This is a genomic window from Bacillus sp. S3 (assembly GCF_005154805.1).
Classification (GTDB): Bacteria; Bacillota; Bacilli; order Bacillales; family Cytobacillaceae; genus Neobacillus.
Genome location: NZ_CP039727.1, coordinates 1,421,999 through 1,434,611, shown reverse-complemented (window position 1 = coordinate 1,434,611; position 12,613 = coordinate 1,421,999). Strand labels below are relative to the sequence as shown.

The following is a 12,613-nucleotide window of genomic DNA, read 5'->3' as shown; positions in this document are numbered from 1 at the left end:
TGGTGGTTTGTTTTTTATCATACTTCCTTTATTCCTTCAAATCGGTTGTCCGGAATGTCTCTGCCATGATTTCATATGATTCCTTTAATCGTTCATGGAATATTGGATGATCCCAGTTTTTCCAGTTAAATAAATAAACATTTTTCTTTTGGAGCCGACCATTTACTGTTTTTGGAAATGTTTGTTGAACCTTACCGGCTTCTGTCATGACAACGGCCAGCTGAATTCCTTTCGTTTCCACTCCAGTTGATAACCCACTTTTCCACAAATCATCCATTACTTCCTTTAAGCTCGGATCCTTAAAATTCATCAGGAGCCACGGAATTCTACCCTCAATGACCTTTTTATCGCTGCTCATACTTAGATCAGTTAATGAATCGAAAGTTTCACTTTCTGGATTGGCATTCCCGAACCTTAATAGTCCTGTTTCATAATCCTGAAAGGGGATCGCTGTTTTGGTGACGGGGTCTGTTAGTTTTTTATTAAGAGCCAGCCGGATGGGATGAAACACGCCATTATTCTTTTGCGATGCATAAGGCACTTCAGGAATCATGTGTAAGCGTTTCGCATACATGAAATAGAATGAATCATAATAACTATCAACCATTATTCTGGAATCCGTTTGCCCTGCCAATTTGATGAAAAAATCAATTCCATAATCCGTTTGAATGGTTGTTTGATCATTTAAGGGGATTGTCATTTGTCCTTGATTCTCAATTGTATCCAGCAATAAGTAGACAGCCTGGTTTGTCAGTTCCACCGGACGATTATAGGTAAGCAAAAAATATAAATATCCACTGTCAGATGTGATTCGAAGTTCTTTTATAAGATCCTGATTATTTTGAGATCGATAGCCCATTTTTACACCTGCCATATCCCAGTCATTTGCGGTGCAGTCCACCAGTATCCCCGATGATTTTTGGCCGGGTTCAAAACTAAGCAGTCCAAAATGCTGTTCATTTGTTTGCTGATTATCCCAAAAGGGACGGCGATCAGGATTATCTAAATCCATCGTATTCCAAGTACGCTTAAACCATTCATCCTGCCACGAAAAAACAAGCCCTCCTGCATACCCTTCTGAGACAATCGAATGGTACAAATGACGATCAATTTGCCCCTGTTCTTTTTCTGAATGAAAACCTTGGTTCATCCCAAACGGATTTCTATGCGTTAACCCCCTTGATGATGGCACACCAAATTCGGCAACCAACACAGGCATGTTATGGACCGCTCGGAGCTCCTGGAGGTAACCCGCATAATTGTTTTTCTTACCATTTGCATCGACATAATCAAGATAATTTTGCTCGTAATTCAGAAAGTCAGGGTAGTATGGGTAAATATGATAAGAGGCAAACAGCCCGGCTTGAAAGGAGCTGGCAGCTTGTATATGATTAGGATCAATTGAAACCATATCCTCAGTCTCAAGCAGCTCCGCCGGATGGTTCAACAAATCGGTTGTTACCCAATTCGTAAAGCTCAATGAATGCTGCCAATTATATTGCTTTGCTTCGTAGGCTGTAGCATATTCCATCAGGCCGGCAAGCCAAACCTCAAACGGACTGCCATCCTTTGTTTTAAAATAATCCCCTTTAAATGGGGGCATTCCTGCATGCTGTACATTCGTATTCTTCACCATCGCCGGATCCCATTCCGTTCCAATGATCATCCCAAGTACATACTTGGAGATATCATAATGATACACTCCTGATGCATGTCCAGGACGTTTGGTAAGATTGGCATTGCCGTGGATGATATCAATCATACTTTTAATTTCCAGCTTTGCATCATCCACATTCACTTTGGCAAATGCATCCTGTGTCCGGATTAAATTTTCTTCATTTACCCAAGTCCCATGAAACAAATATAAAGGCTTTTTCGCAATTTGATTGTATTCATAAAATGCTTCGTAAAACTGCGGCGGGTGAAGCGTATAAATTCGGAGGGCATTAGCATTCATCGCTCCAATATGCTTGAACCAGCGGAAATACTCTTCTTTCGTAATTGCTGTTTCCCCGGGAAAATACCCCGGCTTCCCAATCCCCATGTTAACTCCCTTGATTAAAAAGTCCTCCCATTTTCCATTCCTTTGAATTTGGATATAAGAATTACCAGTTTTACTATTTGTTTTAATACCGTTTTTTTCAACTGTTTCAACCTTTTCTTGAGTTTTGACATGCTTCAGTCCATTTTTTAAAATATCCTTCATCAGCGGTACATAGGCTTGCCAATAAAAGGAATCCTTTGCACCTAGTGTTCTTTTCCACGTATCAAAGCCCTTTGTTTGATAAATTTCTGGTACTTCCGCTTCATCAGCATAATCCCCGGAGAAATAATAGGAAGAATATTTCACATTCTTATGATAAATAACTGCCGGAAAATGTGTGGGAATCCCGTATCCTTTCAACTTTTCTTTGGCGTCCGCAGAAACCGGCAGAGTATATGATGCCAAAACTTCATTCTTATCTCTTGGGGTGATAAGATCAAACCAATACTGGTACTTTCCTTTCATTTCACGTGTAAAATGCTTCTTTCCCCTATCTGTTAATTGAAATAGAAGTCCATCATCCTTCACATCCTCTTTTCCAATTACCACTATGTAATTATTTCTGCTTATAAAAACAAACCCTTCTCCATTAAAAGTCCATTTCTTGTTTTGCTCCAGATATTTTTCCTTTACCCATTCTGGTACCTCAAGACTGTTAAGATCAGAAAAATATCGGCCGATCCAGCCTGTCCATTCAACATTTAGTAAATTTGAGATAGCCGCCTTTGCCGTCTCTGTCGTTGGGCTTGCAAACGTATTAAATTCCGCAATCAGCGTTTTTTCCTTGGATTCTATAAGTGCTTTTTCCATTTGCTTAACCTCTTGGGATGTAAGGCCGCCATAAATTTTAGCTGACTGTTTACTAGAAGAATTCTTACTATTAAAATCCTTTTTATATACACCATATTGGTCGGTTAAATAAATGACATCATACTGTTTTAAATCCTTTGGTAAGGGGTTAATCGAATATTTCTGTCCTTTTTGAGGTGCAAACCCCTTATAATCTTGTTTCGCCGAATAAGGGATTGTTCCATTTTTAAAGTATTTTTCATTGTTTAATACCCAAACCAGCCCTTTATGTTCACGGTAGGTTTGTGTAGGCACCGTTTTATCTACAATTAGCATGTTTAATTTTTTGGAAGGCTGAAACGTCCATAACCAAAAAGGACTGGTCAAAAATAGGATGAATAAACAAGCATAGATGATTAAGTTGGTTTGTTTCTTCATTCTGATACACCTTTTCTCTTCATTTCTCCCCAGCTTGTATCCCCTTTTAACATTTGCCATACTCCCTCACATCGCCAAAGAACAGTCATCGGCCTGTACCATATCGTTTCTGTTAAAGAGTATAAGAAAAGCTTAATGATATCTGAAACCTTTGGATACTTGGTTAAACTCCATTCTTCTAGAAGCACAGCGGCCATCGAAAAAATTGATCCATATAAACAGGATAATAAAAATAATAAAATAGCAAATTCAATATAAATTCCACCGAGAAATAAACAGAGAATCATAAATATGTAACCAGATAATTCGATAATCGGGCCAAGAAATTCAACAATCCAAAAATAGGGAAATGCGAGGAGTCCAATTGAACCGTATTTAGGATTAAAAGTAATTTTTTTATGAATCCATAGGCTTTCGAATAGCCCTCGATGCCATCGTCTTCTCTGTCTTCTTAAAAACTTCATATCTTCCGGGACCTCAGTCCAACATACCGGATCAGGAACATAGACAATTTTCTTCTTTTGGCCTTCTTCCTTTAATAGGCGGTGCATTCTCACCACTAATTCCATATCTTCACCGACCGTATCGGTTCGGTACCCTCCAGCAGCAACTACCCAATACTTTGAAAAAACACCAAAGGCACCGGAGATAATCAACAAGAGGTTATGTCTGCTTAGGCCAATTCTTCCCATCAAAAAGGCTCGTAAATATTCAATAATTTGCATGACCACTAAAGGTTTATCTGATAAGCCTACTTTTAAAATACGTCCATTTTGAATTTGACAGCCATTCGCAATTCGCACACTGCCGCCTGAGGCAATCACTTCCTCATTCGAATCGATAATCGGTTTCATTACCTTTAAAAAAGCATCCTGTTCCAAAACTGAATCTCCATCGAGTGAACAAAAATAAGGATAATGAGAAAAGTTAAGCCCTACATTTAGTGCATCTGCCTTTCCACCATTCTCCTTATCAATAAGAAAGAGCTGTGAGAAAATAGCTGATTGATAAATTTTTTTGATTGGTTTTGTGTGAATTTGTTTTCGAACTACTTTTTTTATTTCTTTCATATCATAATGGTCTATCATTTTATTGAAGGTTTGATCCGTTGAACCGTCATTTACAACAATCACTTCAAATACAGGATAATTAACACTTAAAAGAGAACGAACACTATGAATAATTCCCGCTTCTTCATTAAAAGCCGGAACAATTATTGAAACCGGCTTTGTAAAGACCTCCTCCATGTAATCTTCGTAGACTTGAACCCGATCGAGCTGGTATTCCTTTCGGAGCTGAAACATGGAGATAACCAAAATAACTGTGTAAAACAAAATAACAATCACCATATAAACCGCAATGAAAGAAGCAAAAGCCGTTACAATGTCACCCCACTGAAAAAATGGCATCTCTTAAACCCCTTTATGCAGCCATTCCCAGGCCATATCTTTTGCGAAAGCATCCTTAGATGTTTCTAATACCTTCCGTAAAACATCTTTCCCATTAGCAAATTGGCTAATAGACTGTCCTGCTTGGGAACGAACCCACCACGCCTGATCATGCAGGAGCTCAATTAATCTTGCCAAAGCTTTTTCTTCCTTTAATGACCCAACTAATTTTGCTGCAACCAGTCGTTCCTCCCATTTAGTAGAATATAGGAGGTCTAAATACGGATCAATATTTTTTACATAACCAATTTGCGCAACTGCTTTTAAAGCCCTTAGCTTGATTTCTCCTAAATAGCTGGAAATAATATTTTCAATGAACGGTAGATAGGTTAGCTCTCTTTTAATAGAGATTACTTCAAGAACGGCTTTCTGTAATGAGAGCTCCGCTTTATGGAAATAAAGAACTAATTGATCAAATTGATGCTCATGTAAACGGAGTAAAATATGACGGTAATCATATTCAGTTAGATGTCGATATTTAGTCGTAAGCAAGTTCAATATTGATTCAAATTTAAATAAAGCCAAAATTCTCAAACTATGTACAAGCTCTTCATGGGAAAGCTGCTTCTTTTTCGTTAACGAATACACATCATCTAATAATGAAATCATATGGAAATCCTCAATATGATAAAGGGTATTCATTCGTGTACTCCATTTTATGCTATTCAGTCTCTTCCGATAGTAATCAGATAAATACATTGAAGCTAATTCGGATAATCGTTCCTTTTCTTCTACCCCTTCTATTACTTTGATATAGCGGCTGAGAAGCTCTTCAAATGCCTTCTGCTGAAGGCCAGTCTCCGGCTTCAGTTTTCTGGAATAGGTGCCTTCTGTCAACATGCGATAAATATGAGGATTGTAGGTTTCTTTATAGTTTTCAATTTTTTCTCTATTCCTTAAATCGAGTGTTTTCCGTATGATTAAATATTTTAATAAAATAACCAAAATACATAAAATAGTAATGGTTAAGACGGAAAGGCTAAATAACTCATTTTTCAATATGTTTTACCTTCCTAGTACAGCTCTCCATTGCGGCCATAATTGCCCCCCGAAATTGCTTCTCCTCAAGAGTTGCCACTGCCTCTATAGTTGCGCCTCCAGGCGTGCAAACATGATCTTTCAGTTCTCCCGGATGTACACCTGTCTCAAGAACCATTTTCGCTGCACCTAAAACCGCCTGCGCAGCAAGCCGGTAAGCCTTGGCTCTGGGTATTCCCTGACGTACGCCCCCATCAGCCATTGCCTCTATTAACATGTAAACGTATGCCGGAGAGGAACCGCTTATAGAGGGTATGGCATCCATTAATTTTTCCTGCAAACGTTCGGTTTTTCCGAAGCAACTGAATAAAGTCTCCACTTCAGCTATCTCCGCTTCGCTAAGATAATCATTTGCACAAATTGCACTCATCCCTTCGCCAACCAATGAAGGGGTATTTGGCATAGTCCGGACAGCCTTTACTTGAAAGCCAAATGCTTGTTCAATATCCAGTAAGGTAATTCCTGCTGCAATAGTAACAAGGATTGCACTTTGTTTCATATCCTCTTTTATTTCTTCAATGACCGATAGATAAAGCTCCGGTTTCACCGCCAGGATTAAAATGTCTGCAAACCTAACAACATCTTTGTTATGTAAAGTTGTAAAAATCCCGTGGATCCGATCAATTTTATTAATTGTTTCCTCTGTTGCAGCACTTGCCATAATCTTTTCTTTCGGAATCATATTAGATGTTACAATCCCTTCAATCATGGCTTGAGCCATTTTCCCCGCTCCAATAAAACCTATTTTTTTATTCATTTTTGCTCAACACCCTACCTTTTCTACTTATACATTTCATTTTCTAATATAATGACATTTTCCGCAAAGGTTGTCCCCCCTATTTCTTTCGTATTTTCAACTAAACGATAAATATTATCACAGCAGCGTTTGGCACCTTTCACTAATAACGGTACACCAATCACATCAATTTTTAACCCTCTAGAGAAAAATCCCCCCATTGACATGGCAAATGGAACAGTCGGTGAGGTATTGGAAAAAACAATTTTTTCATTGAACTGATGTTTTTCTTGCAGTAATAAAACCATTTCTTTTAATGCTGGAATGACATATTTATTTCGTTTTCGTCCGATGGTGTAAACAGAATTTCCTTTGTCATCAACTCCGTGAAAAATCAACTTCCCAAAGTCTTCTTTTGCTAATTTATTGAAGTATTTCACATTCAATATTTCTTCTCGTGTAAGTTTCCGTTCAGATTGTGGAAGCTGTTTCAAATGATACGCCGCTGCTAATGAAGTAGTATGTGTCCCGCCATAATCATTATAAATATAAATCATAGTATCATTCCTTTTTAAAGATCTTAGTATATTATGTTCGTATATCCTTCCTTCAATTCTTAAGATAATCTCGAGCAGCAAAAGACAATAAAAGAGAAGCTACAATGTTGATAGCTTCTCTTTTTCATTCATATATTTAATTAAATCTTTAGGAAAAAAACTCATAAGGAACGCTTCGCCTAAGTATTAATGCTGGATTAACTTCATAATCCAATCAAGTACGACTCCGCCGAAATACACACCGAACACACCTACTACTGCCGAAAAAACCGGGGGTGCAGGCAATGGCAATTTTAAGAATTTAAACAGCATACCAACAACTAATCCAGCCACTAATGCCAGTAAAACTTCTTTCATTCGAGTTCCCTCACATTTAGATAATTAATAGTTACTTAATGAAAGCTCTCCATTTGCAATCGAAACACCAGAACTTGCACCAATTCGGGTTGCTCCTGCTTCGGCCATTGCCAATGCATCTTCACGGCTGCGAACACCACCCGATGCCTTCACACCAATTTCAGGGCCGACTGTCTGACGCATTAAACGGATATCCTCCACAGTTGCTCCACCTGTTGAAAATCCGGTTGATGTTTTCACAAAATCTGCTCCTGCTTTTACAGAAAGCTCACACGCTCTAACCTTTTCTTCATTCGTTAACAAGCAGGTTTCGATGATGACCTTTACTATTGCCTTGCCCTTTGCGGCTTCGACAACAGCACGGATATCTTTTTCAACTAAATCATCCTGCTGATCCTTTAATGCCGCAATATTAATAACCATATCGATCTCATCTGCGCCGTTTTCAATCGCATTGCTAGTTTCAAATGCCTTCGTTTCCGGTGTAGATGCACCCAATGGAAACCCAATAACAGTACACACTTTTACTTCTTCAGTGTCTTTCAGCATTTCTGCAGCTGTCTTAACCCAAGTTGGATTAACACAAACAGATGCAAATAAATATTGCTTTGCTTCCTCAACAATTTTTACGACTTCTTCACGAGTAGCATCAGCCTTTAATAATGTATGGTCAATCATTCTGACAATGTTTTGTGTCATTTTTAATATCCTCCCCATATAATACAAATTTATAAATTAGATTCAAGCTTCCTTTATCCAATGTAACTATATCAAATAACTTGAACATTTGTAAATACATTTATGAACAAATGTAAAAAACTAATTTAAAAAGTGCTCACTGCTGTGATGCCGGCTATTCCTTTTTATCAAGTAAAAATTTTGCTGTAAATTGATCTGTGATTAGCACATTCGCATATTTACCTTTTAATGCCCCATAAATTCCGTCAATTTTATTGGGTCCGCCTGCAACAACTATCGAATATTCCTTCTTTCTCAATTCATCAAGATTGACACCAAGGGTTCTTTCATTCAAGCTTTCATTACATATTTCACCATTCTTATCAAAAAAACGGGAACAAATATCACCTACTGCTTTTCCCTTAAGGGATTCCAAATCACTCTCAGTAAAATAGCCTAACTGAAATAATAAAGAGTCTGTTTTAATTGAACCAATGGTAAACAAGGCAATATTTGCTTGTCTTCCCAGCTCTAATATGTTTCGAATATGGCGGTCCACCTCCATCGCCTGCTTGACGACAACATGGTCGACAATAGCCGGTAATGGAAGGTGGTTTGGAGTAGTGTTATAGGCCTTGCCAAACAGGTACAATATTTCGGAAGCATATGTGTTCGTTTCGGCATAACTTACGCCTCCCTTTAATTGAACCACCTTCACGTTTTTCACAAATTTCTGTTGTAACTCAATCGCAATATGATAGAGAGTCGTTCCCCATGTCACTCCGATAATATCATCATCTTTCACAATGTCATTAAGGTAATGGGCAGCCTTTTCTCCCAAGTAATTTTTAATAATATGATTTTCATATTGAGGGATGGAAGCGATCACCGCTTTTTTTAAATTGAATTTTTCTTCTAATTGCACAGCCAAATTTTCAGCATCTTCTGTCGGATCCATGATATTAATCTGGACGATGCCGTCACTTTTCGCCTGCTGTAATAATCTTGATACAGTTGGGCGGGAAACCCCCAGCATCTTAGCAATCTCATTTTGGTTATAATCCAATAAATAATATAATTTAGCCGCTTCAATCACCTTGTTTAATTTTTCTCGATCCACTTAATCTCACCTGACATACGTTTATTTTTCTACATTGTATCAAAAAAGGAGCACCAATTCACAATATCTTTACATTTGTAAAATCTAATTTGAACATTTTTACCTTCTTTCCTTTCCTTCCGTTAAAATGAAGTGAATTTTCGTGTTGGATTAGGGGGAAAATTTAACGAATGATACCTCAATTTAGCCTCAAAAATGAAATAGTCACGAAAAAGTTATCCGAATCACTTGCATTCTTCTGTATACTGAAGGAAGGGAATCTGATTTCTTAAAGGAGGGGATATTTTTGGAGAAATTTGGAGGATACATTTACCGAAATCGGAAATGGGTGCTGATGATTTGGGTTATCATCATTTGTTTATGCGGGTTTTTCGCACTGAAATTACCCTCTGTTTTAAGCGGTAATGGCTTCGAATATAAAGGGGAATACAACGAGACAAGAAAACTTCTGGAAGAAAACTTTGGACATGCTAAATCATCAATTATCCTCGTCTTCGAAAAAGATCAATCAGTTAGTAACACTGATTTCAGGAAATTTATTAAGGTTACCATTGAAAAATTAGATGACTTTGATGGTGCAAAAAAAATCACCTCCCCTTTCGAACGGGAAGGAATGATTAAAGATCAAAATGCTTATGGACTCATTACTTTTGATAAAAAGGCAGAAAACCTTAGCAAAGAAATTGAAAAATTAAAGACTCTTCTCAAAAATAAACCTGGCTTAAAAGTCACTATGACCGGAGAGCCCATTATTGTTCAGGACTTAAATGTGGCAAGTCAAGAAGATTTAGCCAAAGCGGAGATGATTGGTCTGCCAATTGCCTTACTAGTTCTCGTCCTGGCATTTGGCAGTCTTGTCGCGGCATCTCTGCCGCTTGTTATTGGGGTGGTCTCCATACTAGCAACAATGGGGACGTTATATTTTTTTAGTTATAGCGCTGATTTGACCATCTTTATTTTAAATATAGTCCCGATGATTGGCCTTGCGCTAAGCATTGATTTTGCTTTGTTATTTATCAATCGTTACAAAGAGGAGTTACAATCGAAATCAATCCGGGAATCCCTTGAAATTACAGTGGCAACCGCAGGACGGTCCATTATTTTTTCAGGACTTTGCGTATTTATTGGATTATCAGGGCTTTGGTTTATCAAAATTGATATTTTTCAAAATGTTGCTCTTGGCGGGATGATAGTAGTATTGATTTCTGCCTTATGTGCTTTAACCTTCCTTCCTGCCTTACTTGCCATTCTTGGAAAGAAGATTAACAAGCTAAGTGTCCTTAGAATATCTGATAAGCAAACGAGCATATGGCATAAATTTGCTAAGCTTGTGATGCGCCGTCCAGTCATAATGGCTGCCGCGGCACTTGCCATTCTGTTAGTTGGGCTCATACCGGTGAAGCAAATGGTGTTAGCAATTCCCGGAACAGATTCCCTACCTGCTAAATATCCTTCAAGAGTGGCATTAGAAACCTTTCAAGAACATTTTATTGCGGAGGAAAAGCGCGATGCGAAAAAAGTGACGGTTGTCCTCCAAACGAATGGTAAGGTTATTGAAAAAAACAACTTAGAAAAAGTGTCTAAGGTAATTGATAAACTTGAGAACGATCAGCTTGTGAATACAGTTGACTCACCCTTTTCAGCAACAGGGATAACGAATGTTGAACAGCTTTATCAGTTGCTTAATCATGGCAACATGACGATGACTGCTCCAATTACTGACTATTTTATCAGGGACAATCAAATGCTTCTCGAAGTGTATTTAAATACGGACGAACATTCCGCAAAAGCAAGACAGTGGGTTAGTGAATGGTCAGAAAAGGATATCGGAGTAAAGGCATCATTTGGAGGCCCAATTAAATTCGAGCAAGAAATTTTTGCAGAAATTTATCAAAAAGCCCCCTACGGATTATTATTAATTATGGTTTCTACCTTTATCATTCTCATGGCAGCATTCCGGTCCATTCTTATCCCAATAAAAGCTATATTAATGAATGTTTTAAGCCTCGGCTGCACATTCGGGATTGTCGTTTGGATATTCCAACAGGGTCATCTCGGTATAACACCTGTCGATATCGCCTTAATTTTGCCTGTATTTGTGTTCACTCTCGTGTTTGGACTCTCTATGGATTATGAGGTATTTCTTATTTCAAGGATTCAGGAGTTTTATATAAGGACCGGTAATAATAGTGAAGCGACCATTTCTGGTTTAACTTACACGAGTAAAATAATTACCTCTGCGGCGGCCATCATGATTGTGGTTACAGGGGCGTTTGCCTTCACAGGAGTAATGCCTGTCAAACAGCTGGGCGTAGGAATTGCCATCGCCATTTTCATTGATGCAACGATCGTGAGGATGGTTTTGGTTCCTGCTTTAATGAAACTGCTTGGTGATTGGAATTGGTGGTTTTTTGGCTATAAGAATAAACATCAGCAGGATAAAAGAAAGAAGCCGGCCTAATTCATATCAGGCTGGCTTCTTTCTTAAGTGGTTATATATTTTTTGCATATTGTTCGCTTGGGATTTTACTTAACACTACATACAAGCTTAGCGGTTCACTTCCGCTATTTTTAAAGGCCATTTCTTCTTCACTTTTAACATGTATAAGATCTGCTTCAGAAACTTCTGTCTCTAAACCATCAATCATAATCGTTCCGTTTCCTGTCACAACATATAGGTACACCTCTGTACCCGGATGTTTATGTGTTGGAAGCTGCTGCCCCGGTAAGAAGTTTAAGACAAATGCAGTTGTTTCACCTTTTTTATAAATAACTCTTTTTGTAAATTTCTCTTCACTATATTCCATATATGCTTTGACTGAATTTTTTTCCACTCTACATTCCTCCTTGTTTATTATTATGATTTACATACCCCAATTAAAGATGCACCCTTTTCCAGTGCCTGCTTATTAATCTCTAATAAATGATGTTTATCAGCTGATAGAACTTTCTTTAATGACTCAATAATGGACTCATTTGAAACAATTTTTCTGGACTCTAGAAATGCACCTAATAAAATCATATTGGCAACACGGGGATTTCCTAAGTCATTGGCTATGTCGGTTGCACGTATTTCGATTACCTTGATGTCCTTCCGCCCGGTTGCTTTGACAACCAATGAAGAATTGAGAATTAATATTCCTCCTGGTTGAACACGCGGCTCGAACTTATCAAATGAAGGATTATTCAATACAATTGCTGTTGATGGTCTTGATACAAGCGGAGAGCCAACAGGCCCATCACTGACAACAACAGCACAATTGGCTGTACCTCCCCGTTGTTCCGGACCATAGGAGGGAAGCCATGAAACACCCTTTCCTTCAAGCATCCCTGCATAGGCAATCAATTGTCCCATCGACATGACACCTTGCCCGCCGAAACCGGCAATGATTATCTCTTCATGCATCA

At 38.2% G+C, this 12,613-nt stretch carries 11 protein-coding genes; 1 reads left to right on the top strand and 10 read right to left on the bottom strand.

Annotated elements, in window-relative coordinates; genetic code table 11:
• Nucleotides 1-28: 28 nt before the first annotated feature.
• The 8 genes from FAY30_RS06815 to FAY30_RS06780 all read right to left on the bottom strand — a co-directional run bounded on the left by FAY30_RS06815 (nt 29) and on the right by FAY30_RS06780 (nt 9,205).
• Nucleotides 29-3,271, bottom strand: a complete 3,243-nt coding sequence (locus FAY30_RS06815) for a hypothetical protein (RefSeq protein WP_149869156.1) — start codon at nt 3,269-3,271, stop codon at nt 29-31.
• The gene (locus FAY30_RS06810) at nt 3,268-4,680 is read right to left on the bottom strand and encodes a glycosyltransferase family 2 protein (RefSeq protein WP_149869155.1); all 1,413 of its coding nucleotides are present in this window, start codon (nt 4,678-4,680) and stop codon (nt 3,268-3,270) included. Before FAY30_RS06810 ends, FAY30_RS06815 begins: the two co-directional genes overlap by 4 nt.
• A gap of 3 nt (nt 4,681-4,683) precedes the next feature.
• The gene (locus FAY30_RS06805; protein WP_149869154.1) at nt 4,684-5,718 is read right to left on the bottom strand and encodes a HEAT repeat domain-containing protein; all 1,035 of its coding nucleotides are present in this window, start codon (nt 5,716-5,718) and stop codon (nt 4,684-4,686) included.
• Complete coding sequence (gene proC / locus FAY30_RS06800) at nt 5,708-6,514, bottom strand: pyrroline-5-carboxylate reductase (protein ID WP_149869153.1); 807 nt, start codon at nt 6,512-6,514, stop codon at nt 5,708-5,710. The genes FAY30_RS06805 and proC overlap by 11 nt, the downstream gene beginning before the upstream one ends.
• A 23-nt stretch (nt 6,515-6,537) precedes the next feature.
• Entirely contained in the window at nt 6,538-7,050 is a 513-nt protein-coding gene (locus FAY30_RS06795; protein WP_149869152.1) for a DUF3189 family protein, read from the bottom strand.
• Between the two features lie 186 nt (nt 7,051-7,236).
• Entirely contained in the window at nt 7,237-7,407 is a 171-nt protein-coding gene (locus FAY30_RS06790; RefSeq protein WP_149869151.1) for a XapX domain-containing protein, read from the bottom strand.
• A 24-nt stretch (nt 7,408-7,431) separates the two neighbouring features.
• The gene (deoC, locus tag FAY30_RS06785; RefSeq protein ID WP_149869150.1) at nt 7,432-8,106 is read right to left on the bottom strand and encodes a deoxyribose-phosphate aldolase; all 675 of its coding nucleotides are present in this window, start codon (nt 8,104-8,106) and stop codon (nt 7,432-7,434) included.
• Between the two features lie 154 nt (nt 8,107-8,260).
• Nucleotides 8,261-9,205: a DNA-binding transcriptional repressor DeoR gene (locus FAY30_RS06780; RefSeq protein ID WP_149869149.1), complete on the bottom strand. Its 945-nt coding sequence runs from the start codon at nt 9,203-9,205 to the stop codon at nt 8,261-8,263.
• Between the two features lie 286 nt (nt 9,206-9,491).
• Here FAY30_RS06780 and FAY30_RS06775 point away from each other — a divergent pair, with 286 nt between their 5' ends.
• Nucleotides 9,492-11,666 (top strand): MMPL family transporter, encoded by a 2,175-nt coding sequence (locus FAY30_RS06775; protein ID WP_149869148.1) that lies wholly within the window; start codon nt 9,492-9,494, stop codon nt 11,664-11,666.
• Nucleotides 11,667-11,697: 31 nt separating this feature from the next.
• Here FAY30_RS06775 and FAY30_RS06770 read toward each other — a convergent pair whose 3' ends face one another.
• Nucleotides 11,698-12,039, bottom strand: coding sequence for a cupin domain-containing protein (locus tag FAY30_RS06770; RefSeq protein WP_149869147.1), 342 nt, complete (start codon nt 12,037-12,039; stop codon nt 11,698-11,700).
• Nucleotides 12,040-12,062: 23 nt separating this feature from the next.
• Entirely contained in the window at nt 12,063-12,611 is a 549-nt protein-coding gene (locus FAY30_RS06765) for a 2-oxoacid:ferredoxin oxidoreductase subunit gamma family protein (protein WP_149869146.1), read from the bottom strand.
• Between the last annotated feature and the right edge of the window lie 2 nt (nt 12,612-12,613).